The 25084-nt window shown below is 65.0% G+C and carries 23 protein-coding genes; 14 read left to right on the top strand and 9 right to left on the bottom strand.

What is annotated here, in order from left to right:
* The first annotated feature begins 52 nt into the window (after positions 1–52).
* The 5 genes from QCE63_RS03365 to proC all read left to right on the top strand — a co-directional run bounded on the left by QCE63_RS03365 (position 53) and on the right by proC (position 5683).
* Positions 53–1597 (top strand): FAD-linked oxidase C-terminal domain-containing protein, encoded by a 1545-nt coding sequence (locus QCE63_RS03365; protein WP_309830523.1) that lies wholly within the window; start codon positions 53–55, stop codon positions 1595–1597.
* Between the two features lie 164 nt (positions 1598–1761).
* Positions 1762–2850, top strand: a complete 1089-nt coding sequence (gene glcE / locus QCE63_RS03360) for a glycolate oxidase subunit GlcE (protein ID WP_309830521.1) — start codon at positions 1762–1764, stop codon at positions 2848–2850.
* A gap of 30 nt (positions 2851–2880) precedes the next feature.
* Entirely contained in the window at positions 2881–4107 is a 1227-nt protein-coding gene (glcF, locus tag QCE63_RS03355; protein WP_309830519.1) for a glycolate oxidase subunit GlcF, read from the top strand.
* A gap of 55 nt (positions 4108–4162) precedes the next feature.
* The gene (locus QCE63_RS03350) at positions 4163–4858 is read left to right on the top strand and encodes a YggS family pyridoxal phosphate-dependent enzyme (protein ID WP_309830517.1); all 696 of its coding nucleotides are present in this window, start codon (positions 4163–4165) and stop codon (positions 4856–4858) included.
* A gap of 12 nt (positions 4859–4870) precedes the next feature.
* Positions 4871–5683, top strand: a complete 813-nt coding sequence (gene proC / locus QCE63_RS03345; RefSeq protein ID WP_309830515.1) for a pyrroline-5-carboxylate reductase — start codon at positions 4871–4873, stop codon at positions 5681–5683.
* 57 nt (positions 5684–5740) lie between these two features.
* Here proC and ubiA read toward each other — a convergent pair whose 3' ends face one another.
* The 6 genes from ubiA to recG all read right to left on the bottom strand — a co-directional run bounded on the left by ubiA (position 5741) and on the right by recG (position 12665).
* The gene (gene ubiA / locus QCE63_RS03340; RefSeq protein ID WP_309830513.1) at positions 5741–6598 is read right to left on the bottom strand and encodes a 4-hydroxybenzoate octaprenyltransferase; all 858 of its coding nucleotides are present in this window, start codon (positions 6596–6598) and stop codon (positions 5741–5743) included.
* A gap of 131 nt (positions 6599–6729) precedes the next feature.
* Positions 6730–7218: a Dps family protein gene (locus tag QCE63_RS03335; protein ID WP_035497719.1), complete on the bottom strand. Its 489-nt coding sequence runs from the start codon at positions 7216–7218 to the stop codon at positions 6730–6732.
* Between the two features lie 154 nt (positions 7219–7372).
* Positions 7373–7525 (bottom strand): hypothetical protein, encoded by a 153-nt coding sequence (locus QCE63_RS03330; RefSeq protein WP_309830509.1) that lies wholly within the window; start codon positions 7523–7525, stop codon positions 7373–7375.
* Positions 7526–7558: 33 nt separating this feature from the next.
* Positions 7559–9031, bottom strand: a complete 1473-nt coding sequence (locus QCE63_RS03325; protein WP_309830507.1) for a catalase — start codon at positions 9029–9031, stop codon at positions 7559–7561.
* 326 nt (positions 9032–9357) lie between these two features.
* Positions 9358–10317: a hydrogen peroxide-inducible genes activator gene (locus QCE63_RS03320; RefSeq protein WP_309830505.1), complete on the bottom strand. Its 960-nt coding sequence runs from the start codon at positions 10315–10317 to the stop codon at positions 9358–9360.
* A gap of 146 nt (positions 10318–10463) precedes the next feature.
* Complete coding sequence (recG, locus tag QCE63_RS03315; RefSeq protein ID WP_309830503.1) at positions 10464–12665, bottom strand: ATP-dependent DNA helicase RecG; 2202 nt, start codon at positions 12663–12665, stop codon at positions 10464–10466.
* Positions 12666–12738: 73 nt separating this feature from the next.
* On the opposite strand from recG, the gene queA reads away from it, so the two are divergent.
* The 5 genes from queA to secF all read left to right on the top strand — a co-directional run bounded on the left by queA (position 12739) and on the right by secF (position 18728).
* Positions 12739–13785 carry a tRNA preQ1(34) S-adenosylmethionine ribosyltransferase-isomerase QueA gene (queA, locus tag QCE63_RS03310; protein ID WP_309830501.1) on the top strand — a complete coding sequence of 349 codons (1047 nt, stop codon included), beginning with the start codon at positions 12739–12741 and terminating at the stop codon, positions 13783–13785.
* Between the two features lie 56 nt (positions 13786–13841).
* Entirely contained in the window at positions 13842–15005 is a 1164-nt protein-coding gene (gene tgt / locus QCE63_RS03305; RefSeq protein WP_309830499.1) for a tRNA guanosine(34) transglycosylase Tgt, read from the top strand.
* Between the two features lie 230 nt (positions 15006–15235).
* A complete protein-coding gene (gene yajC, locus QCE63_RS03300) occupies positions 15236–15565 on the top strand; it encodes a preprotein translocase subunit YajC (RefSeq protein ID WP_309830497.1) in 330 nt (109 codons plus the stop codon).
* 122 nt (positions 15566–15687) lie between these two features.
* Positions 15688–17760: a protein translocase subunit SecD gene (gene secD, locus QCE63_RS03295; RefSeq protein WP_309830496.1), complete on the top strand. Its 2073-nt coding sequence runs from the start codon at positions 15688–15690 to the stop codon at positions 17758–17760.
* 17 nt (positions 17761–17777) lie between these two features.
* Positions 17778–18728: a protein translocase subunit SecF gene (secF, locus tag QCE63_RS03290; RefSeq protein ID WP_309830494.1), complete on the top strand. Its 951-nt coding sequence runs from the start codon at positions 17778–17780 to the stop codon at positions 18726–18728.
* 80 nt (positions 18729–18808) lie between these two features.
* On the opposite strand, the gene QCE63_RS03285 is transcribed toward secF, so the two are convergent.
* The 3 genes from QCE63_RS03285 to QCE63_RS03275 form a co-directional block, all read right to left on the bottom strand.
* Entirely contained in the window at positions 18809–19396 is a 588-nt protein-coding gene (locus tag QCE63_RS03285) for a YceI family protein (protein WP_309830492.1), read from the bottom strand.
* A gap of 54 nt (positions 19397–19450) precedes the next feature.
* Positions 19451–20008 carry a YceI family protein gene (locus tag QCE63_RS03280; protein WP_309830490.1) on the bottom strand — a complete coding sequence of 186 codons (558 nt, stop codon included), beginning with the start codon at positions 20006–20008 and terminating at the stop codon, positions 19451–19453.
* Between the two features lie 144 nt (positions 20009–20152).
* Positions 20153–20722: a cytochrome b gene (locus QCE63_RS03275; RefSeq protein WP_309830488.1), complete on the bottom strand. Its 570-nt coding sequence runs from the start codon at positions 20720–20722 to the stop codon at positions 20153–20155.
* Between the two features lie 504 nt (positions 20723–21226).
* Between QCE63_RS03275 and QCE63_RS03270 the strand changes: the two genes are divergently transcribed.
* From QCE63_RS03270 to QCE63_RS03255, 4 genes are read left to right on the top strand one after another with little or no spacing between them, the layout of a single operon-like run.
* Positions 21227–21901, top strand: a complete 675-nt coding sequence (locus tag QCE63_RS03270; RefSeq protein ID WP_309830486.1) for a paraquat-inducible protein A — start codon at positions 21227–21229, stop codon at positions 21899–21901.
* A gap of 53 nt (positions 21902–21954) precedes the next feature.
* Entirely contained in the window at positions 21955–22590 is a 636-nt protein-coding gene (locus QCE63_RS03265) for a paraquat-inducible protein A (RefSeq protein ID WP_309833664.1), read from the top strand.
* Positions 22583–24265, top strand: coding sequence for an MlaD family protein (locus QCE63_RS03260; protein WP_309830484.1), 1683 nt, complete (start codon positions 22583–22585; stop codon positions 24263–24265). The genes QCE63_RS03265 and QCE63_RS03260 overlap by 8 nt, the downstream gene beginning before the upstream one ends.
* A complete protein-coding gene (locus QCE63_RS03255) occupies positions 24262–24975 on the top strand; it encodes a PqiC family protein (protein WP_309830482.1) in 714 nt (237 codons plus the stop codon). The genes QCE63_RS03260 and QCE63_RS03255 overlap by 4 nt, the downstream gene beginning before the upstream one ends.
* Positions 24976–25084: the final 109 nt, after the last annotated feature.

Here is a 25084-nt window from a genome sequence, read left to right as displayed (position 1 = left end):
GCGGCGCGCTCACGAAAGCGCACTCACAGCGCAGGCATCACAAGGAGGAGACATGAACGCACCCGACGAGCTCAAGCCCGAGCACGTGGCGCCGAACCTGCCGTACGAAGACGCGCCCGAACTCACCGAAGACCAACTCGCGGCGCGTCAGCGTGAAGTGGTGCAGGCCCTGATGGCCGTGCTCCCCACGCATTGCCTGCTGTTTCGCGACGAAGACACCGCCGCCTACGAATGTGACGGCCTCGCCGCCTACCGGCGCCTGCCGCTCGCCGTCGCGCTGCCGGAAACCGAAGCGCAGGTGCAGCGCGTGGTGCAGATCTGCAATCGCCTCGCCATTCCCATCGTGCCGCGCGGCGCGGGCACCGGCCTCTCCGGCGGCGCCATGCCGATCCGCCACGGCATCGTGTTGTCGCTGGCGCGCTTCCGCAAGATCGTCGAAGTGGATCCCTATGCGCGCACCGCCACCGTCCAGCCGGGCGTGCGCAATCTCGCCATCTCCGAAGCCGCCGCGCCTTACGGGCTCTACTACGCGCCGGATCCGTCATCGCAGATCGCCTGCACCATCGGCGGCAATGTGTCCGAGAATTCCGGCGGCGTGCATTGCCTGAAATATGGCCTGACCGTGCACAACGTGCTGCGCGTGCGCGCCGTGACCATGGACGGCGATGTCGTCGAGTTCGGCTCGCTCGGGCCGGACGCGCCGGGCCTCGATCTGCTCGCGGTGCTGATCGGAAGTGAAGGCATGTTCGCGATCGTCACCGAGATCACGGTCAAGCTGATTCCGAAGCCGCAGACCGCGCAGGTCATCATGGCCAGCTTCGACGACGTCGTGAAAGGCGGCGATGCAGTCGCGGCGATCATCGCCGCAGGCATCATCCCGGCCGGCCTCGAAATGATGGACAAGCCGGCGACGCGCGCCGTCGAGCAGTTCGTCAACGCGGGCTACGACCTCGACGCCGCCGCCATCCTGCTGTGCGAGTCCGACGGCACGCACGACGAAGTCGCCGAGGAAATCGTCCGCATGACGGCCGTGCTGCGCGAACACGGCGCCTCGCGCATCCAGATCTCGCGCTCCGAAGCCGAACGGCTCAAGTTCTGGTCAGGCCGCAAGAACGCGTTTCCCGCCGCCGGCCGCATCTCGCCCGACTACTACTGCATGGACGGCACCGTGCCGCGCCGTTCCATCGGGCCCTTGCTGCGACGCATCGAGGAGATGGAGAAGAAGTACGCGTTGCGCTGCATCAACGTGTTCCATGCCGGCGACGGCAACATGCATCCGCTGATTCTCTTCAACGGCAATGATCTCGACGAATGGCATCGCGCCGAAGCATTCGGCTCCGACATCCTCGAATGCTGCGTCGAGCTGGGCGGCACGGTGACGGGCGAACATGGCGTGGGCATCGAAAAGATCAATTCGATGTGCGTGCAGTTCTCGCCGGAAGAGCGCGACGCCTTCTTCGCGGTGAAGCGCGCCTTCGACCCGCCCGGCCTGCTCAATCCCGACAAGGGCATCCCGACGCGCAGCCGCTGCGCCGAGTACGGCAAGATGCACGTGCGCGGCGGCTTGCTGCCGCATCCCGAACTCGAGCGCTTCTGAAGCGCAATCTCAAGCGCCGTGTGGGCGGCGCGCGTTCCGCTATCCATGTTTCTCCGAGTGCGGCGGCGTTAAGCGGCCGGTACAATCGACCGGACAGCCGTCAGAAGTCAGCACACTGAATCAGACAAGTCGAATCACGACATCGACGCTCAGACGGAACACTCATGGAACAGGACGACATCGTCGCCGGCTGGTCGGAACGGATCGCCCGGGCCACCGGCAATGGCACGCCGCTGCGCATCCGCGGCGGCGGCACGAAGGACTGGTACGGCCAGACGCTCCAGGGAGAGATCCTTGACGCGCGCGCGTATCGCGGCATCATCGCCTACGATCCTGCTGAACTCGTCATCACGGCCCGCGCCGGGACGCCGCTCGTCGAGATCGAAACGGCGCTGCGCGAACACGGCCAGATGCTGCCGTTCGAACCCCCCCACTTCGGCCGCAATGCAACGCTCGGCGGCTGCATCGCCGCGGGACTCGCCGGCCCGCGCCGCGCCTGGACCGGCGCACCGCGCGACTTCGTGCTGGGCGCCGTCGTCATGAACGGCCTGGGCCAGGTGCTGCGCTTCGGCGGGCAGGTGGTCAAGAACGTCGCGGGCTACGACGTCGCGCGGCTCCTCGCCGGTTCGCTCGGCACGCTCGGCCTGATCCTCGAACTCTCCATCAAGGTGCTGCCGCGCCCCGTCGCCGAAGCCACGCTCAAGTTCGACATGCACGCCACCGACGGCGTGCGCAAGCTCAACGAATGGGGCGGCCATGCACTGCCGATCTGCGGCAGCGCATGGCGCGACGGCACGCTCGCGCTGCGTCTCGCCGGCGCGGAAGCGGCCGTGAAGACCGCCCGCACCGCGCTTGGCGGCGAAGTGGTGGACGCGGTCGAAGCGGACCGCTTCTGGATCGGCATGCGGGAACAGACGGATCCCTTCTTCGCGGTGATCGAGCCACGTTCGGCGCTGTGGCGGCTCGCATTGCCGTCGATCGCGGAACCACTGCATCTGCCCGGCGCGCAACTGATGGAATGGGGCGGCGCGCAACGCTGGTGGATCACCGACACCGATCCGCAGACCGTGCGCATCAGCGCCAAGCAGGCCGGCGGCCACGCGACCATTTTTCGCGCGGGATCCGCTTATGACCGCAACGCCGGTGTATTCACGCCGCTGCCCGCGCCGCTGATGAAGATTCATCGCGGGCTGAAGACGGCTTTCGATCCGGCGCGCATCTTCAATCGCGCGCGGCTGTATCCCGATTTCTAGACGCATCGCTGGCCGAACCGGAACTGAACGATGCAAACGAATCTCGCCGACTTCATCCGCGGCACCGCTGACGGCGACGAAGCCGACGCCATCCTGCGCAAGTGCGTGCACTGCGGCTTCTGCACGGCGACCTGCCCGACCTATCAACTGCTCGGCGACGAACTCGACGGACCGCGCGGGCGCATCTACCTGATGAAGCAGATGTTCGAAGGCGCGCCGGTCACGCGCAGCACGCAACTGCATCTGGACCGCTGCCTCACGTGCCGCAACTGCGAAAGCACGTGCCCTTCAGGCGTGCAATATGGGCGGCTGGTCGAGATCGGCCGCAAGGTGGTGGAAGAGAAAGTCGAGCGGCCCCTGCGGCAGCGCTTGCAGCGTCGTCTGCTCGCAAGCTTCCTGCCCAACAGCACGCTGTTCACGCCGGCCATGAAGCTCGGCCAGCAGTTTCGCGGCCTGCTGCCGCGCTCGCTGCGCGCGAAGATTCCGGTGCCCGAGCGGCCGCTCGCCGCGCCCACGCGCAAGCACGAACGCAAGATGCTGATGCTGGCCGGCTGCGTGCAGCCCGCGATGATGCCGAACGTGAACACGGCCACGGCGCGCGTGTTCGATGCGCTCGGCATCGAGATGGTGACCGCGCCGGATGCGGGCTGCTGCGGCGCCATTCGTCTGCACCTGGGCTACAACGACGACGCGCTCGACGACGTGCGCAACAACATCGACGCGTGGTGGCCGTATGTGGAAGACGGCGTCGAGGCGATCATCATGAATGCCTCCGGCTGCGGCGCGACGGTGAAGGAATATGCGCACCTGCTGCGCCATGATCCGAAGTATGCGGAGAAGGCGCGGCGCATCGTCGACATCACGCGCGACCTGGCCGAGATCCTGCCGATCTACGAGGAAGAGCTCGTCGCGCTGGCGCGGCGGCGCAGCGTGCATACGGTGGCGTTTCATCCGCCCTGCACGTTGCAGCATGGCCAGCAGATTCGCGGACACGTCGAGCAGTTGCTGACCGCCCTCGGCCTCGACGTGCGCCTGCCCGCCGACGCTCACCTGTGCTGCGGATCGGCGGGAACCTACTCGGTGCTGCAGCCGAAGTTCTCCTATACGCTGCGCAATCAGAAGCTCGACCGGCTCGAAAAACTCGAGCCGCAGTTGATCGTATCGGCGAATGTCGGCTGCATTGCGCATCTGCAAAGCGGCACGTCCACGCCCGTCACGCACTGGATCCAGCTGGTCGAGCATCTGATCTACGGGTAAGCCGTTCGTATAATGGCGAGTCGCTCGTCAAGCCCTTTCAAGGTCGCTTTCCAGCATGTCCATCAGTCAACATCTCGAAGAAGTCCGGCAGCGCATCGCCCAGGCCGCGCAGGACGCCTCGCGCGAGGCGTCGTCGGTCGCACTGCTCGCCGTCACCAAGACCTTCCCCGCCGCCGACGTGCGCGCCGCCTTCGAAGCCGGCCAGCGCGCCTTCGGCGAGAACTACGTGCAGGAAGGCATCGGCAAGATCGCCGAACTCGCGGACCTGCGCCGCGACATCGAATGGCATTTCATCGGGCCGCTGCAATCGAACAAGACCCGCGTGGTGGCCGAGCAGTTCGACTGGGTGCATTCCATCGACCGCGTGAAGATTGCCGAACGGCTCTCCGCGCAACGTCCCGAAGGTACGCACGCGCTCAACGTCTGCCTTCAGGTGAACGTGAGCGGCGAGGCCTCGAAGAGCGGCGTCGAGCCGCACGAGGCCGCCGCGCTCGCGCATGCGGTCGCGGCGCTGCCCGGCCTGCGGCTGCGCGGCCTGATGGCGATTCCCGAACCCGCCGAAACGCTCGACGCGCAACGCCAGCCGCACGCGCGCCTGCGCGAACTGATGGCCGCGCTGCGCGCTGACGGCCTCGCGCTCGACACGCTCTCGATGGGCATGTCCGCCGATCTCGAAGCCGCCGTGCTCGAAGGCGCGACGATGGTGCGCATCGGCACCGCGATCTTCGGCAGGCGCACCACTCCTCACTGACTCTTTCTCATCATGAAAATCGCATTCATCGGCGGCGGCAACATGGCCGCGGCGCTCATCGGCGGACTCATCAAGCGCGGCACGGCGCCCGCCGACATCTTCGCCATCGACATCAATGACGAAGCCCGCGCGCGCACCGCGAAGCAGTTCGGCGTGGCGACCGGCGCCGCCATCGACGGGCAGCTCGCCAGCTTCGACGCCATCGTGCTCGCCGTGAAGCCGCAAGTGCTGAAGAGCGTGGGCGAAGCGCTCGCGCCGCATCTGTCGAAACAGACGGTCATCAGCATTGCTGCGGGCATCCGGGCGACGGACCTGTCGCGCTGGCTCAACGGCTACACGCAGATCGTGCGCACGATGCCGAACACGCCGGCGCTGATCGGCATGGGCGTCACGGGGCTTGCCGCACTGCCGGGTGTGAGCGAGGCCGCGAAGGCGCTGGCTTCGCAGGTGCTCGAAGCCGTTGGCACGGCGGTGTGGTTCGACGACGAAGCGCAGCTCGACGCCGTCACCGCGATCTCGGGCAGCGGTCCGGCCTACGTGTTCTATTTCATCGAAGCGATGCAGGAAGCGGCGCGCCGGCTCGGCCTCGACGATGAACAAAGCCGCGCGCTCGCTGTCGCCACCTTCACGGGCGCCGCGCAACTGGCGGCGCAATCGGGGGAACCGGCAAGCGTGTTGCGCGAACGCGTGACCTCGAAGGGCGGCACGACGGCGGCGGCGCTCGCCTCGTTCGACGCGCAGGGCGTGAAGGAAGCGATCGTGCGCGGCGCGCTGGCCGCCGAGGCGCGTGCGAAGGAAATGGGCGACGAACTGGGTGCAGCCTGAGTTTTCAACCTCAGTGCGCTGGAGACGACAACGGCAGCCGAGGCTGCCGTTTTTCATTTACGTCATCGCGTAATGCAGCGCGATGCCCGCGAACAACATCCCGCCGAGCCAGTTGTTGTGCTTGAACGCCGCGAAGCACGCCATGCGCTCGCGGTTGCGGATCAGGCCATAGTGATAGGCGGCACAGGCCGCCGCCGCCAGCCAGCCGAGCCAGTAAAGCCAGCCGAAGCCAAGCGCCACGCCGATGCCGACATAGATCGCCAGCGTGGCCGCATAGCACAGCATGACGGCGGCCACGTCGAAGCGGCCAAAGGTGAGCGCTGAAGTGCGGATGCCGATCTTGATGTCGTCGTCGCGATCGACCATCGCGTATTCGGTGTCGTAGGCCACGGACCAGAACACGTTGGCCGCGAGCATGATCCACGCGAGCATCGGCACATGGTTCTGCACGGCGGCGAAGGCCATTGGAATGCCGAAGCCGAACGCAATGCCGAGATACGCTTGCGGAATCGCGAAGAAGCGCTTGGTGAACGGATAGCTGCCCGCGACGAACAGCGCGAACACGGACAGTTCCTTGGTGAGCGTGTTGAGCGGCAGGATCAGCAGGAACGCGACGAGCGCGAGTGCCGCCGCCAGCGCCACCGCCTCCCACGCCTTGACCTTGCCCGAGGTGAGCGGACGCTCGGCGGTGCGCTTCACGTGGCGGTCGAAGTCGCGGTCGGCGTAGTCGTTGATCGCGCAGCCCGCCGAGCGCATCAGGATCGTGCCGACGATGAAGATGACGAGGAGCATCGGCTGCGGCCGGCCGTCGGACGCAATCCACAGCGCGTTGAGCGTCGGCCACAGCAGCAGCAGGCTGCCGATGGGCTTGTCGAGGCGCACGAGGCGCATGAAGAGCGGAAGTCGGGCGAACATGGCGGAAGTCGGGACAGGAGATACGGCAAGCGCGATCCGGCTATTTTAGAGCAGCGCGTTGAAGCGCCCTCAAAAGCACAAACCCCGCATGAAAGCGGGGTTTGCGGTGATGTCGAAACGTGCCTCGAAGCTCAGGCGAGCATCGCGCGCAGCATCCACGCAGTCTTTTCGTGCGTCTGCATGCGTTGCGTGAGCAGGTCGGCGGTCGGCTCGTCGTTGGCGGCTTCCGTTGCCGGGAAGATTTCGCGCGCCGTGCGCACCACCGCTTCCTGGCCTTCCACCAGCTGGCGGATCATCTCTTCCGCAGCGGGCACGCCGTCCGCTTCCGGAATCGACGACAGCTTCGCGAACTCCTTGTAGCTGCCCGGCGCATGCACGCCCAGCGCACGGATGCGTTCCGCGATCGAATCGACGGCCAGCGCGAGTTCGGTGTATTGCGTTTCGAACATCAGGTGCAGCGTATTGAACATCGGACCCGTGACGTTCCAGTGGAAGTTGTGGGTCTTCAGGTACAGCGTGTAGGTGTCGGCCAGCAGACGGGACAGTCCGTCGGCAATCTTCTTGCGGTCCTTGTCGCTGATGCCGATGTTGACGGCAGGTGCAGTGCCTTTCTTCGCCATGATGACTCCGTGAGAGCGTGGTTCGAACGGTGCGGACGCCGGGCATCGGCTTGCATCGGCCTGCATCGGCCTGACTATGCGGCGTCTCGAGCGCTCGACAGTTTAGCGTAGAAATGGGGAGCGCTTCATGACGCATGACGCGCTTCCCGTCTTCTCAGGCCGTGGCAATACCGCTCGCCACGACGACGCCATAGGCCGCCGCGACCATCCCGAACGCCAGCGCGACACGCACGCCGCGCGAGGCGTTCACGCTGACCGCTTCGATGTGATCGACCGCCTGGGCGATATGGTTCAACGCTTGAGACATGATGAGTTCTCCCGGTGTTTCTGAGCGCCGCTGTCAGACAGCGGCTTCGTCCGTGACATCGACCGTCTGGCCAAGTTGCGCCAGCGCCGCGACGACACCGTCCGCGTACGCCGGATCGATACGGCGGAAATGCTCGATCTGACGCGCGACGATATCGTTCGGCACGCCGTGAATGTGCCGCGCGATATTGCCGAAGAAGCGTTCCCGCTGCGCGTCATCGAAGAGTGCGAACAGCGCCGCCGGCTGGCTGGTGTAGTCGTCATCCTCCCGATGGTCGTAGCGGTACACCGTGCCGCCCGCGAGCGGCGGCTCGTTCGCCGCGGCATCCTGCGCGAATTCCCCGTAGCGGTTCGGCTCGTAGTTCACGCGGCCGCCAAGGTTGCCGTCGGTGCGCATCGCGCCATCGCGATGGAACGACTGACCCACCGGCGCGCGCGGCGCATTCACCGGCACCTGGTGATGGTTGATGCCGAGGCGATAGCGCTGCGCATCGCCATACGAGAACAGGCGCCCCTGCAACAGCCGGTCGGGCGAGAAGCCGATGCCCGGCACGACATTCGCCGGCGTGAAGGCGGCCTGCTCCACGTCCGCGAAGTAATTCTGCGCGTTGCGGTTCAGCTCGATCGTGCCGACATCGATCAGCGGATAGTCCTTGTGCGGCCAGACCTTGGTGATGTCGAACGGATTCATCCGCGACTCGGCCGCCTGCTGTTCCGTCATCACCTGAATGCGGAAATTCCAGCGCGGCACATTGCCGCTGTCGATGTTCTGCACCAGATCGCGCTGCGCACTCTCGCGATCCTGCGCGATCACGGCGGCGGCTTGCGGGTCGGTGTAGTTCTCAATGGCCTGCTGCGACTTGAAGTGGAACTTGACGTAGAAGCGCTCGCCGTCCGCGTTGATGAACGAGAACGTGTGCGAGCCGAAGCCGTGCATCTGCCGATAGTTCTTCGGTATGCCGCGGTCGCTCATCAGGATCGTCACCTGATGCAGCGATTCCGGATGACGCGACCAGAAGTCCCACGCGGCTACATTGCTGCGCATGTTGGTGTACGGATCGCGCTTCTGCGTATGGATGAAGTCGGGGAACTTGAGCGGATCGCGGATGAAGAACACCGGCGTGTTGTTGCCGACCACGTCCCAGTTGCCTTCCTCGGTATAGAACTTGATCGAGAAGCCGCGCACGTCGCGCTCCGCATCCGCCGCGCCGCGTTCGCCGGCGACCGTCGAGAAGCGCATGAAGATCGGCGTTTCCTTGCCGATTTCCGAGAACACATTCGCCTTGGTGTAGCGCGAGATGTCGTGCGTCACGCGGAACGTGCCGAACGCGCCCGAACCCTTCGCGTGCACGCGGCGCTCGGGAATCACTTCGCGGTCGAAGTGCGCGAGCTTCTCGACGAGCCAGAAATCCTGCAGCGTCACCGGACCGCGCGGGCCGGCGGTCTGCGCATTCTGGTTGTCGCCGACGGGCGCGCCTGCTGCGGTCGTGAGTCGTTGCGTCGTCATCGTGGTGTTCCTTGTTGTGGTTCGAATGGGATCGGGCGGCCGGGCTTGACTCAGGCAGCGGCGCGGGCGAAATCGGCAAGTACGCTGACGGCAACGCGACGCCAGCTTTCGAAGCGCGCGTTGAAGGTGAATGTGCGGGTCATCGACTTCCTCCGGTTCGGGCGTCCACCGTTGTTGAGGACTGATGGAAGGAGCTTATATAATGCTATCGATATTTATAATTTAATAAATTTTATCTATCTGATAGGCGTAGTGCGGCTTCAAATGACAACGCGCCGCGTCCCTTACGGGAACGCGGCGCGTCGGATGCAGCGGGCGCTTGCGGCTTAGTTAACCGCCACCGGCATGTCCAGCTTCCTCACGCCGGGCAGGTCGCACGCTGCGATGGCGTCGGAAATGGCATCGATGGCCGGCAAGCGCGTGAAGCTCTTGCGCCAGGCCAGCACGACGCGACGATCAGGCACGGGTTCGTCGAACGCCACGTAACTGAGCAAGCCCGAGTCGATGCCCGGCGCATGCGGCTTGACCTCGCTCACCGACATGCGCGGCAGCACCGTGATGCCCACGCCGCTCGCGACCATATGGCGGATGGTCTCCAGCGATGAACCTTCGAAGGTCTTCTGGATGCCGTCGGCGTTCTGCGAGAAGCGCATCAGTTCCGGACACACACCGAGCACGTGATCGCGGAAACAGTGGCCGCTGCCGAGCAGCAGCATGGTTTCCTGCTTGAGGTCGTCGGGATCGATCTTCGCGCGGTTTTCCCACGCGTGACCGGACGGCATGGCGACCACAAACGGCTCGTCGTACAGCGCGCGCACCATGAGCCCGGTCTCGGGGAACGGCAGCGCCATGATCGCGACATCGATTTCGCCCTGCTTCAGGAGCTCGATCAGCTTGAGCGTGTAGTTTTCCTGGAGCATCAAGGGCATTTGCGGAACCGCCTTGATCATCTGCTTGACCAGCGTCGGCAGCAGATACGGCCCGATGGTGTAGATCACGCCCAGGCGCAGCGGCCCGACCAGCGGATCCTTGCCCTGCTTGGCGATCTCCTTGATGGCGAGCGTCTGTTCGAGCACGCGCTGCGCCTGCGTCACGATCTGCTCGCCGATGGGCGTCACGCTGACTTCGCTCGTGCCGCGTTCGAAGATCTGCACATTCAGTTCGTCTTCGAGTTTCTTGATTGCCACCGACAGCGTCGGCTGGCTGACGAAGCACGCCTCCGCCGCGCGGCCAAAATGCCGTTCGCGCGCGACCGCGACGATGTACTTCAGTTCAGTGAGCGTCATTGGGGGCCAATGGAAGACATTGATTCAATAGGTTTGAGTTATACACCTGCTGGCGGCGATCCGACAACTTTTGCCGGTGCGCCGCTCCGATGCGGCTAAATAGGGACCGACATGGCGCCCGCGAGTTCACGCTTATGTCTGCAAAATCACGCCTTCAGATACTGTTCGCGCACGCCGAGCCAGCGGGCGAGATGGCGCGTGACGGCGTCGGGGAACGTGGAGAGCATGGCGTCGGCGGCCTGGCGGGCGGGCTCGATCAGCCAGCCGTCGTTCTCCAGGCTCGCGAAGCGCAGCATTGCCTCACCCGACTGCCGCGCGCCGAGGAACTCGCCCGGCCCGCGAATTTCGAGATCACGCCGTGCGATTTCGAAGCCGTCAGTGGTTTCGCGCATCGTCGCGAGGCGCGCGCGGGCGGTCTGCGAGAGCGGATTGGCGTACATCAGCACGCACACGGACGCGGTGCTGCCCCGGCCGACGCGCCCGCGCAGCTGATGCAACTGCGCAAGCCCGAAGCGCTCGGCGTGCTCAATCACCATCAGCGACGCGTTCGGCACATCGACGCCCACTTCGATCACCGTCGTCGCGACCAGCAACTGCACTTCATTGCGTGCGAACGCGTCCATCACCGCCGCTTTCTCGGCGGGCGCGAGCCTTCCATGCACGAGTCCCACGCGCAACTCCGGCAGCGTGGCCACCAGCGTCTCGAAGGTCTCGACGGCGGTCTGGAGCTGCAGCGTCTCGCTTTCCTCGATCAGCGGACAGACCCAGTACACCTGCCGTCCGGTCAGCGCCGCCTCGCGCACCCGGCCGATGATCTCGTCACGGCGGCCATCGGACACGATCTTGGTCAGGATCGGCGTGCGGCCGGGCGGCAGTTCGTCGATGGTCGAGACGTCGAGGTCCGCGTAGTAGGTCATCGCGAGCGTGCGCGGGATCGGCGTGGCGGACATCATCAGCTGGTGCGGCTGGAAGTCCTGCGCGCCGTCCGCCGCGTTCTGCGCCTTGGCACGCAACGCGAGCCGCTGCGCCACGCCGAAGCGATGCTGTTCGTCGACGATCACGAGCCCGAGCCGTGCGAATTCCACCGCGTCCTGGATGATCGCGTGCGTGCCGATGACCAGTTGCGCCGTGCCGAGCGCCGCCGCTTCGAGCGCCGCGCGTTTGTCTTTCGCCTTGAGACTGCCGGCGAGCCACGCGACCGATACGCCGAGCGGCTCCAGCCAGCCGCGCAGCTTGCGCGCGTGCTGCTCCGCGAGGATTTCGGTGGGCGCCATGAGCGCGGCCTGATAACCGGCGTCGATAGCCTGCGCCGCCGCGAGCGCCGCGACGATCGTCTTGCCGCTGCCGACATCGCCTTGCAGGAGACGCTGCATCGGATGCGGCAGGGTCAGCTCCCCGGCGATTTCCGCGACCACGCGCTGCTGCGCGCCGGTCAGCGCGAACGGCAGCGCCTGCAACAGGCGCGTGGCGAGGGACGCTTCGTCGTCGGGCGCGCGGCGCGGCATGGCGGGCGCGGAGCGGCGGCGGCGCTCCTCGTGCGCGCGCTTGAGCGACAGTTGCTGCGCGAGCAATTCCTCGAACTTGATGCGGGTCCAGGCGGGATGCGTGCCGTCGATCAGCGCGGTCTCGTCGGAATCCGCGCGCGGGTGATGCAGCGTCTTGACCGCGTCGAGCAGGCCGGGCACGTTCAGCGGCGCGAGATGCGCGCGCGCGATCGGCTCCGGCAGCAGTTCCGGCAGCGACACGCGTCCGAGCGCGGAATCGATGGCCTTGCGCAAATAGCCTTGCGAGATGCCCGCCGTCGACGGATACACCGGTGTCAGCGCCTGCGGCAGCGGCGTGTCTTCGTCCACCGGGCGCACCGTGGGATGCACCATCTCCGTGCCGAAGAAGCCGCCGCGCACGTCACCGCGCACCCGCAGACGCACGCCGATAGCCATCTGCTTGACCTGCGAGCCATAGAAATTGAGGAAGCGCAGCGTGAGTTCGTCGCCGGCGTCGTCGTGGATTTTCACCAGCAACTGGCGGCGCGGACGGTAGGCAATCTCGTTGTCGAACACGACGCCTTCGGTTTGCGCGTTGTCGCCGGGAATCAGTTCGCCGACGGGCGTCAGCGAGGTTTCGTCCTCGTAGCGCATCGGCAGGTGCAGCACGAGGTCGATGTCGGACTTCAGGCCGAGCTTGGCGAGCTTGTCCGCCGTCTTGACGACGGTCTTGGGCTTCTCGTCGGCTTTGGCCTTTGGCTCCGCCTTCGCCCGCTTGCGCGCGGGCGCGACGGCGCGCGGCGCTTCGCCGTCTTCCACGGACAGCGGATCGGTCGAGGTGACGCGGCGGTCGGACAAGGGCATCTAATCTCTTCGCAAGTACAATATGAGGTTTGTTCGGCGCGCTTGTGCCGCGTTCGTGCCTTTCTTCACGCCCATGTTCACGCTTTCCGATTTCGATTTTAATCTGCCGCCCGAGCTGATCGCGCAGAGCGCGCTCACCGAGCGCAGCGCAAGCCGTCTGCTCGAGGTGGACAACCACGCCGCGCCCGCCCGCTTCACCGACCGCCGTTTCGCCGAACTGCCGGCCCTGCTCGACGCTGGCGACCTGCTCGTCTTCAACGATACCAAAGTGCTCAAGGCGCGCTTCTTCGGCCAGAAGGCCAGCGGCGGCCGCGTCGAGGTGCTGGTCGAACGGCTGACGGGCGCGACCACGGCGCTGGCGCAGATCCGCGCGAGCAAGAGCCCGCCGGAAGGCAGTACGATCCGTCTGGCGGACGCGTTCGACGTCACCGTGGGCGAGCGTGTCGAGCCGTTCTACACGCTGCACTTCCCCGCCGATTGCCTGACGCTCATCGAGCAATATGGACGGCTGCCGCTGCCGCCGTACATCGAGCACGACGCCGACGCCTACGACGAAACCCGCTACCAGACTGTCTACGCGGCCAATCCGGGCGCCGTGGCCGCGCCGACCGCGGGCCTGCACTTCGACGAGGCGCTGTTCGCCGAGCTGGACGCACGCGGCGTCGAGCGCGCGACGCTCACGCTGCACGTCGGCGCGGGCACGTTCCAGCCGGTGCGCGTGGAGAATATCGCCGAACACACGATGCACAGCGAGTGGTATGACCTGCCGCAGACGCTCGTGGACCGGATCGCGGCCGTCAAGGCGCGCGGCAACCGCGTGATTGCAGTCGGCACGACCTCAATGCGCGCGCTCGAAGCCGCCGCCCGCGACGCCGCCGAGGCCGGCCGTCCGCTCGCGGCCACCCAGGCCGAAACCGATATCTTCATCACGCCGGGTTACGCGTTCCGCGTGGTCGACCGGCTCGTGACGAACTTCCACCTGCCGAAGTCGACGCTGATGATGCTCGTCTCGGCGTTCGCCGGCATGGACACGATCCGCGACGCGTACCGTCACGCGATCGAGCAGCGCTACCGCTTCTTCAGCTACGGCGACGCGATGCTGCTGACGCGGCAAACCTGAATTCCTCAACCACACTTTGCGCCGGACTGTTCTCCGGTTGCAGCGGAGTCTCATCGATGACCGACGGTCACGTCACCCCGCCCGAGAACGGGCTCAAGTTCGAATTGCTCACCACCGACGGCCAGGCGCGCCGCGGCCGGCTCACGCTGAATCACGGCGTGGTCGAAACGCCGATCTTCATGCCGGTCGGCACCTATGGCACCGTCAAGGCAATCCAGCCGCGCGAACTCGAAGAGATCCGCGCGCAGATCATCCTCGGCAACACCTTTCACCTCTGGCTGCGGCCGGGGCTGGAGGTCATCGGCGCGCACGGCGGCCTGCACAAGTTCATGGGCTGGAACCGCCCGATCCTGACGGACTCAGGCGGCTTCCAGGTGTTCTCGCTCGGCGACCTGCGCAAGATCACCGAAGACGGCGTCACTTTTGCATCGCCCATCAATGGCGACAAGCTGTTCCTGTCGCCCGAAGTGTCGATGCAGATCCAGAAGGTGCTGAACTCGGACATCGTCATGCAGTTCGACGAATGCACGCCCTACGCCACCCAGGGCGTGCCGACTTCACATCAGGACGCCGCCGATTCCATGCGCATGTCGATGCGCTGGGCGAAGCGTTCCATCGACGAATTCAACCGGCTCGGCAATCCGAACGCGCTGTTCGGCATCGTGCAGGGCGGCATGTTCGAGGATCTGCGCGACGAGTCGCTTGCGGGACTGTCGGCGATCGGCTTCCATGGGCTCGCCATTGGCGGGCTGTCGGTCGGCGAGCCGAAGGAAGACATGATGCGCGTGCTGAACCATATCGGTCCGAAGCTGCCCGCCGAGAAGCCGCACTATCTGATGGGCGTCGGCACGCCGGAAGATCTGGTGGCGGGCGTGGCGGCCGGCGTCGACATGTTCGATTGCGTGATGCCCACCCGCAACGCACGCAACGGCTGGCTGTTCACGCGCTTCGGCGATCTCAAGATCAAGAACGCAAGCCACAAGAACTCGATGAAACCGCTCGACGAAAGCTGCGGCTGCTACACGTGCCGCAATTTCACGCGCGGCTACCTGCATCACCTGCATCGCGTGGGCGAGATTCTCGGCGCGCAACTCAACACGATCCACAACCTGCACTACTACCTCGAATTGATGGGCGAAGTGCGCGAATCGATCGAAAATCACACGTTCGACGCGTTTCGCAAGACTTTCGCGGAGAATCGGGCGCGCGGCGTGGACTGACACGGACCGGAAACGAACGCCCAAGCATTACAATCGCCTTTCTACTGCTTGCAGCGCGGGTCGCGGAGGCCGCGGAATTAGCGTCTTCACAGCCTGATAACAGCTTGAAGACAAAGCGCATTCCTAAAGTCTCGCGCCAAGTGCGGGTGGTAGAATAGCCGGCTAATTTCATTCGAGATTATCGAACGTATTCATCGAACGCTTTTTTGCGTCATAACGGAGAGACCAACGTGTCGTTCATTTCCAATGCCTTTGCACAAGGCACCACCGCGAGCAGCGCGGAATCGAGCCTGATGAGCTTCCTGCCGCTCATCCTGATGTTCGCGGTGCTGTATTTCATCATGATCCGCCCGCAGATGAAGCGTCAGAAGGAGCATCGCAACATGCTCTCCGCCATGGCCAAGGGCGATGAAGTGGTGACGAACGGCGGCATCGTCGGCAAGATCACGAAGGTGACGGACGCCTACGTGGGCGTGGAAATCGCCGAAGGCACGGAAATCACCGTCCAGAAGGCATCTGTGACCACCATCCTCCCGAAGGGCACGATCAAGTCGCTGTAAGGCCACCTGTTCCGCCGCGTCCGGCGCGGCCTCGCCGCCGGGCGTCGGATCTCCCGACGCCCCTCCGCGCACACTGCCGGACGCCCTCTCCCCCGAAGCCAACTTGACGGTCGGCCATCCCCATGAATCGTTATCCCCTCTGGAAGTATGTCGTGATGCTGATGGCGCTCGTCATCGGCCTCGTGTACACGCTCCCCAACTTCTTCGGCGAAGCGCCGGCCGTGCAGATTTCGAGCGGCAAGGCCACGGTCAAGCTCGACTCGGCCACACTCGCGAACGTCGAGAGCGCGCTTGTCGCAAACCACGTCACCGCCGATGAAGTCACGTTCGACAACTCCCAGCTGAACGCGAACATTCGCGTGCGCCTGAAGGACACCGACACGCAATTGCGCGTGAAGGACCTGTTGAGCCACGCGCTCAACAGCGACCCGAGCGATCCTCAATACATCGTCGCGCTGAACCTGCAGAGCGCTTCGCCGCGCTGGCTGACGGCCCTGCACGCGTTGCCGATGTATCTCGGTCTCGACCTGCGCGGCGGCGTCCACTTCCTGCTGCAAGTGGACATGGCCGGCGCGCTCAACAAGAAGCTCGATTCCGACGCCGCCGACGCCCGCACCTACCTGCGCGACCGCAACGTCCGCGACGGCGGCGTGAATCGCGTCGGGCAATCGGTCGTCGTGAATTTCTCGGACCAGAGCGCGGCGGACAACGCGCGCACCCTGCTCCAGACCGGCGTCAACGAACTGCAATGGAGCACGCGTCAGGGCGGCGACGGCTATCAGGTGGTCGGCACGTTCTCGGCGGCGACGCAGCGAACCGTCGAAGACGGCGCGCTCAAGCAGAACATCACGACGCTGCATAACCGCGTCAACGAACTGGGCGTCGCCGAGCCGGTGATCCAGCAGCAGGGTTCCGACCGTATCGTGGTCGAGCTGCCGGGCGTGCAGGACACGGCGAAGGCGAAGGACATCATCGGCCGCACGGCGACGCTCGAAGCGCGTCTCGCTGATCCGGTCAATACCTACATCGGCCTGAACGATCCGGTGCCGCCCGGCGACGAAGCCTTCAAGCAAGGCGACCGCAACGTGCTGCTGCGCAAGCAGGTCATCTTCACCGGCGACCGCATCATCGACGCGTCCGCGGGCTTCGACGAACATCAGCGCCCGTCCGTCAATATCCGCCTGGATTCGGCCGGTGGCCGCGCGGTGTCGGCGGTGTCGCGCGACAACATCGGCAAGCCGATGGCCATGGTGCTGTTCGAAAAGGGCAAGGGCGAAGTGCTGACGGTCGCGACCATCCAGTCGGAACTGGGCGATCGCTTCCAGATCACCGGCCAGCCCACTCCGCAAGCCGCCGCCGACTTGGCGCTGCTGCTGCGCGCGGGCTCGCTCGCGGCGCCGATGGACATCATCGAGGAACGCACGGTCGGCCCGAGCCTCGGCGCGGACAACATCAAGAAGGGCTTCGACTCGGTGCAGTACGGTTTCGCCGCCATCGCCGTCTTCATGATCGCGTACTACCTGCTGTTCGGCCTGTTCTCGATGCTGTCGCTGTCGGTCAACCTGCTGCTGCTGGTCGCCATCCTGTCGCTGCTGCAAGCCACGCTGACCTTGCCGGGCATCGCGGCTATCGCGCTGGCGCTCGGTATGGCAATCGACGCGAACGTGCTCATCAACGAACGCATCCGCGAAGAACTGCGCAACGGCGCGCCGCCGCAGACCGCGATCCAGGAAGGCTTCAAGCACGCGTGGGCCACGATTCTCGACTCGAACGTCACCACGCTGATCGCCGGTCTGGCGCTGCTCGCGTTCGGCTCGGGTCCGGTGCGCGGCTTCGCGGTCGTGCACTGTATCGGCATTCTGACGTCGATGTTCTCGGCCGTGTTCTTCTCGCGCGGTCTCGTGAACCTGTGGTACGGCGGCAAGAAGAAGCTGAAGTCGCTGGCGATCGGCCAGGTGTGGCGTCCGGAAGGCGGCAACGCCGAAGCCGCCGCGGCGGCCTATCTGGCAGCCCAGCGCGGCGACGACTCGCCGGTGGATGAAATCGTGAAAACCGCGAAGGGCAAGACCAAGACCGCCGCGCCGCGCGCGCCGGCTCAGGCGCCCGTCCAGACGCAGGCACGCAGCGGCAAGCCGACGGTGCGCCGTCGTTCAGGCCCCGGCGTCGATCAACAGAAACCGGGCCAGTCCCGCTGAACCCGGAGATCTAGATCATGGAATTCTTCCGCATCCGCCGCGATATTCCGTTCATGGAGCGCGCGTTGATCTTCAACGTGATTTCGCTCGTGACCTTCCTCGCGGCCGTGTTTTTCCTCGTGCATCGCGGGCTGCATCTGTCGGTGGAGTTCACCGGCGGGACGGTCGTCGAGGTGCAGTATCCGCAGGCCGTGTCGCCCGAACCCGTGCGCGCGACCATGACGAAGCTCGGCTATGCCGACGCCCAGGTGCAGAACTTCGGCACTTCGCGCGACGTGCTGATCCGCCTGCCGATCAAGCAGGGTCTCACCTCGGCGCAGCAGAGCGATCAGGTGATGAGCGCGCTCAAGGCCGACAACCCGCAGGTGAGCTTGCAGCGCGTCGAGTTCGTCGGCCCGCAGGTGGGCAAGGAGCTCGTCACCAACGGCCTGCTCGCGCTGGCGTGCGTGGTGATCGGCATCGTGGTCTACCTGTCGTTCCGCTTCGAATGGAAGTACGCGGTGGCGGGCGTCATCGCCAACCTGCACGACGTGATCATCATCCTCGGCTTCTTTGCGTTCTTCCAATGGGAGTTCTCGCTCTCGGTGCTGGCCGCAATTCTCGCGGTGCTCGGCTATTCGGTGAATGAATCCGTGGTTATCTTCGACCGGATCCGCGAAACCTTCCGCAAGCAGCGCAAGATGACCGTCATGGAAGTGATCGACCACGCGATCACCAGCACCATGTCGCGAACCATCATCACCCACGGCTGTACGGAAATGATGGTGCTGTCGATGTTCTTCTTCGGCGGCCCAACGCTGCATTACTTCGCGCTGGCGCTGACCGTGGGTATCCTGTTCGGTATCTATTCGTCGGTGTTCGTCGCCGCGGCGCTCGCCATGTGGTTCGGCGTGAAGCGCGAAGATCTCGTGAAGGACAAGAAAGACAAGTTCGATCCGAACGACCCGAACGCGGGCGCTCAGGTCTGAGCCTCGAACATACCCAAGGCGCAACAAAAAAGCGGCCGGTCTTCACAGACCGGCCGCTTTTATTTGGAGCGCTGAAACGCTTACTGCTTCACGCCTTCCGCCTGAATATGCAGCACCGTCTTCAGGCTGAAGCCATACGACTTGCCGTAGTCCATGCCGAAGTCGCCGCGATCGAACGTCGCCGTCGCTTCCACGCCGCACACTTCCTTCTTCATCATCGGGTTCACGAAGCACTTGAAGTGCTCGACCTTCAGGTTCAACGGCTTGGTAACGCCGTGCATCGTCAGCGTGCCCATCACTTCGCTCGGCGCATCGCCGTCGAACTTCATCGACGTGCCCTTGTACTCCGCCGTCGGATACTTCGATGCGTCGAAGAACTCCGCCTTTTGCAGATGCTCGTTGAGCTTGTCGTTGCCCGTATCGACCGAGGCGATGTCGATCGTCACGTTCACCGTGCCGGTCTTCGCCGCGCGGTCGAGCGTCACTTCGCCGCTGCTCTTGTTGAACTTGCCGCGCCACGTCGACACGCCGCCGAAGTGGTCCGCCTCGAAGCTCGGATAGGTGTGGTTCGGGTCGAGCTTGTAGGTGTCGGCGGCCAGCGCGCTGAAGGACAGGCCGAGCGTGCCGAGTGCGAGCGCGCCCGCAGCGATGATCGAAAGCTTTTTCAAGTTCTTCTCCTGACTAGATACACAAAGCGTGTGCGAAAAGGGTTGATGCGCCGCTCACTTCTTCGCGGCGACGATATGAAACTTGATGACGACGTCGTCCGCCACGACCGACGTATCCTTCCACTCACCCGTGCCGATATCGAACTGGGTGCGCTTGATCGGCAACGCGCCGTCGAAGGTTTCGGTCGCGCCCTGCTGCGTGACCGTGACCGGGACAGTGACCGTCTGCGACTTGCCCTTGATCGTGATCTTGCCGGTCACGTTGTACTTGTTGCCACCGGCCGGCGCGATCGCGCTCGAGACGAAGGTCGCGGTCGGATACTTGCCGGCGTCGAACCATTCGGCGCCGCGCACCTGCTTGTTGTAGTCGTCGTCGCCGAGGTCGTAGCTGCCGGTGTCGATCGTGATGTTCGCGGTGCCCGCCGTGGGCTTCGCCGGATCGAAGGCGATCTGCGCGCTGAACTTGTTGAACTTGCCGTCGGTGGGCACGTTCATCTGCTTCGACGTCGCCACCACCGAGCTCTTGCCCAGATCGACCTGCGCATGCGCCGCCGCGACCAGCGCGAACGCGGCGCCCGTTGCCATCATCCAGCGATTCAGTTTCACTTTCATGTGTGTCCTGTTTCAGACGGTACGAACCTGAACCCTCCGTGCGAACGGCGATTCCGGAACAAAACCGGTATTGGAAATCAAAAGACCGCGATAACAATCAGCCGCCGGGAAACGCCCTGCCAACGGCGAGGAAACAATGCGCCATCAGCGCAGGAACGGCAGCATGCGAGCGAGCAGTCCGTCACGATCGACGAAATGATGCTTCAGCGCGGCCAGCACGTGCGTGACGACGAAGAACAGCAGCGTGTAGTTCAGCGCGATATGCACGAGGCGCAGGGTGGCTTTCAGCGCCTTGTCCGGACCGATGATCGTCGGCAGCGGCAGCACGCCGAGATACACCACTTGCAGGCCCGCCGCCGAGCTGTACAGATAGCCGGAGGCCGGGATCACGAGCATCAGCACATAGAGCGCGAGGTGGCCGAGATGCGCCGCGCCCTGCTGCCAGCGCGGCATGCCGCCGGGCAACGGCGGCGCCGGATGCGTCACGCGCCACAGCAAGCGCAGCACGGCGAGCGCGAACACCGTCACGCCAATCCATTTGTGCCACGAGAAATACTTGAGCTTGGTCGGCGTGAATCCGGGAATGTCCGTCATGATCCAGCCAAGGTAGAAACCGCCCACGATCAGCAACGCAATGATCCAGTGCAGGCCGATCGCCGTGGCGCTGTAACGCGGTTGCGATGCGGCGGTCGCGACATGTGCGGTACTTTCCATAGTGCTTCATCCAGAGAGTGCTGTGTGTAACGGTATGACGGGGTAACGGCCCGCCTTCATGCAAGGACATGCAATGAGGGGACGCAAGGCCGCCATGCTACCTCAACGCCGCTCAACCGCCAGCGTCTGCCAAAAGTCCGTGCAGGTTAGCCGAAAGTCATATTCCACGCGGGTTTGCGGCCGGTCCAGGGCTGCTTTCACGACGCTCGCTCCACCCGTGCAACGAACTATTCCATGCATGCAACGGTCGATGTCTGCGCGACCTCGCGGCGTCAACCGCGGCGCATTCCGGGCGCGATGTCGCCTCGAAGACTTAACGGATGAACGGGCCATTTCATTCCCCGTTGTGAAGAAGCGTACGGCTTCATCCGCCATCAAGGCGCCATTTGATACCATGCGGATTGCGTTTGCGCTGGCCCGCTGCTTGCTATGCTCCACCGGAGCCGGTCCCCGCGGTCCCCGCAGCGCCCGCCAACCCTGCTCGACACGGCTCGGGCTTCGACCATGAACGCCAATCAACCGGACCACCTGATCGCGTGTCACGAATGCGACGCGCTCTCCCGAAAATGTGACCTGCCCCAGCATGCGTCGGCGAAGTGCCCGCGCTGTGGCTCGCTGCTTTATCGAAGCATTTCGTCGAACCTCGACAAGATCTGCGCGATGACGCTCGCGGCGCTGGTCACGTTCCTGATCGCGCAGGGCTTTCCCATCGTCGAACTGGAGGCCAACGGGCTCACGTCGGAGACCACGCTGATTGGCGCGATCGTCGCGCTGTGGAGCGAGCAGATGGAGATCATGGCGGTGCTGGTCTTCTGCTCGACCGTCCTGTTCCCGCTGTGCGAACTGCTCGCGCTGCTCTATGTGCTGCTGCCGCTGCGCTCCGGCTACATCCCGCCGGGTTTCAACGCGGTGCTGCGCGGCATTCAGTTCGTGCGGCCGTGGGGCATGATCGAAGTGTTCATGCTCGGCGTGCTCGTCACGCTCGTGAAGATGGTGAGCATCGCGCGCGTGATTCCCGAAGCCGCGCTGTTCGCTTTCGGCGCGCTGACGCTGATGTTCGCCGTCGTGGTGAGCTTCGATCCGCGCGCGCTGTGGGACATCGCGAGCCGCCTCGAACCGCGTCCGGCCAGGCGCCGGCGTCAAGCCAGACCGGTGCCCACCAAGAGGCAAAAACCATGAGCGACGCCATCGAGCAAGCAGCCGATCAGCCGGATCAAGCCGATCCGCCCGCCCTGCACTACACCACGGCATCGCGCGCGCAGGTCGTGGCGTGCCACGCCTGCGGACTCGTGCAGCCGCTCGCGCGCACCATCGAGAAACAGCGCTGCACCCGCTGCGACGCCGTCGTGCACCGGCGTCATCCGGACAGCATCGCACGCACGTGGGCGCTGCTCATCAGCGCCGCGATCCTCTATATTCCGGCGAACCTGTTCCCGATCATGCACACGTCGTCGATTCTCGGCTCGCAGGACGACACCATCATGAGCGGCGTCGCGCTCTTCTGGAACGACGGCGACTATCCGCTGGCGGCGGTGATTTTCATCGCCAGCATTCTCGTGCCGATGCTCAAGCTCGCCACCCTCAGCTTCCTCGTCATCAGCGTGCAGCGCCGCTCGACCTGGCGGCCGCGGCAGCGCACCACCCTGTTCCGCATCGTCGAGGGAATCGGGCGCTGGTCGATGCTCGATGTCTTCGTCATCACCCTCACCATCGCGCTGGTGCGCTTCAAGTCGCTCGCCGTCATCACGCCGGGACCGGGCGCGCTCGCGTTCGCGTCGGTCGTCGTGTTGACGATGATCGCGTCCATGCAATTCGACCCGCGCCTCATGTGGGACAACATCGAACCGTCAGGAAAGAAACATGACTAGTGCCCAAGGTCCGAACGACCCGAAGCAGCCCGCGCCGCCCGCCGACACCGGCGCCGGTGCAGGTGCCAATAAAGGCGGCGGCCTGCCGCCGAATCTTCCGGAACCCGTGATCGAACCGCGCAGCCGCTGGCTGCCCTCGCTCGTCTGGGTGATTCCGCTCGTCGCGGCATTGATCGGCGTGATCCTGGTCGTGAAGACGGTGTCGAGCCGCGGGCCGACCGTGACCATCAGCTTCGCCAGCGCCGAGGGTCTGGAAACCGGCAAGACCAAGGTGAAGTTCAAGGACGTGGATATCGGCACGGTCAAAGGCATCACGTTGTCGAAGGATCATTCGCGCGTGCTCGTCGACGTGCAGCTCACCAAGGAAGCCACCGATTTCGCCGTGAAGGACACGCGCTTCTGGATCGTGCGCCCGCGGGTGGCCGCGAGCGGCGTGACGGGCTTGTCCACCTTGCTGTCTGGCGCCTTCATCGGCGTCGATGCGGGCAAGTCGACCGAGGACCAGAGCTATTTCGTCGGGCTGGAGACGCCGCCCGCCGTCACCGGCGACCAGAAGGGCCACACCTTCACGCTGCACGGTGAATCGCTCGGTTCGCTCGATATCGGTTCTCCGGTCTACTATCGCCGCGTACAGGTGGGTCAGGTCGCGGCGTTCTCGCTCGACAAGGACGGCACCGGCGTCACCCTGCAGGTCTTCGTCAATGCGCCGTACGACCAGTATGTCGGCACGAATTCGCGCTGGTGGCATGCGAGCGGCGTGGACCTGCGCCTCGACTCCAGCGGCTTCACGCTCAACACGCAGTCGCTCGCGACGGTCGTGCTCGGCGGCATTGCCTTCCAGACGCCGGCCAACCAGCAGTCCGGGCCGCAGGCGCAGAACAACGCCACCTTCCGCCTAGCCTCCGACCAGTCCGACGCCATGCGCGATCCGGACGGCCAGGCCGTGCACGTCGTAATGAACTTCAACCAGTCGCTGCGCGGGCTGGCGGTGGGCGCGCCGGTCGATTTCCGCGGCATCGTGCTCGGTCAGGTCACGGGCATCGGCGTGCAATATGACCAGAAAACGCATGCGTTCATGATGCCGGTCACCATCGATCTGTATCCCGACCGGCTCGGCAAGCGCGCCAGGCAGGCGCTGCCGGAACAGGGATCGTCGGCGAGCCAGGACATGCTGGAACTGCTCGTGAAGCGTGGCTTGCGCGGCCAGTTGCGCACCGGCAACCTGCTGACGAGCCAGCTGTACGTCGCGCTCGACTTCTTCCCGAAGGCGCCGCCGGCGCAAGTGTCCGCCAACAACGATCCGATCGAACTGCCGACCGTGCCGAACACGCTCGACGAGCTGCAACTGCAGATTGCCGACATCGCGCGCAAGATCGACAAAATTCCGTTCGACCAGATCGGCAACAATCTGAACGGCTCGCTGAAAAACGCCAACGCGCTGTTCGACAAGCTCGACAAGGAAGTCCTGCCGGACATGCAGGGCACGCTCAACGAGGCGAAGAAGACCTTCAGCGCCGCGCAAGCCACGCTGCAATCCGATTCGCCGATTCAATCGGACACGCGCCAGGCCATGCAGGAACTCACGCGCACGCTTCAATCGCTCAATGCGCTCGCGGATTATCTGGAACGCCATCCGGAATCGCTGTTGCGCGGTAAATCGGGAGACAAACCATGAAGTTCGGCCCGTTGATGTTGACTTTGGCCGCGGCCGGCATGCTCGCCGCCTGCGCCTCGCCGACGAGCCGTTTCTATACGCTCGCCGGCGGCGAGGCGCGGCCCGTGCCTTCGTCGCCCGCCGCGTTCTATTTCGAACTCGCGCCGGTCGACATGCCGCAGCAGGTCACGCGCAACCAGCTGGTCGTGCAGACGAGCCCGGCGCAGGTCCAGATACTCGAGCAGGACCGCTGGTCCTCGCTGCCGTCCGATGAAGTGCGCCGCGCGCTGTCCGCCGATCTCACCCAGCAGCTCGGCGCCATCGACGTCTACAACACGCCGCATCCGGAGTCGGTGCCGGTGTATCGCGTAAAGGTCAACGTGCAACGCTTCGAGTCGTGGCCGGGCGAGCGCGCGGTGCTCGACGCGGTCTGGAGCGTGCGCGCCGCGGGGTCGTCGACGGTGCTGACGTGCCGGACCGTCGCGCAGGAGCCCGTGGGATCCGGTTACGACGCGCTGGTGGACGGGCACCGCAAGGCCGTCGACGAACTGGCTTCGGCCATCTCGGCCGGCATGCGCAGCGTGGCTTCGCTGCCGATGGACGCGTCGGCTGCGACGGCTGCGCCAGGCACGCCCGCGAAAGGCAAATCCGCGGTCACCGCCAAGCCCGCAAAGGCGCCGCTTTTGCCCTGCCCTTCGTCGGGCGCGCCGGCTACCGCCAGCGCATCGTGAGCCACGGCGCGTCGTGTTGTCCACAGACGACACGCGCGCCGAATCTGGCATGAGGCGCGGGGTCGCCCGGTTAAGATCATCGACGCCCGAAACACCCCGCCACCCGAAG

The organism is Caballeronia sp. LZ065, assembly GCF_031450975.1.
Classification (GTDB): domain Bacteria; phylum Pseudomonadota; class Gammaproteobacteria; order Burkholderiales; family Burkholderiaceae; genus Caballeronia.
The sequence above is the reverse complement of the archived record's forward strand: the minus strand, read 5'-3'. Positions and strand labels throughout refer to the sequence as shown.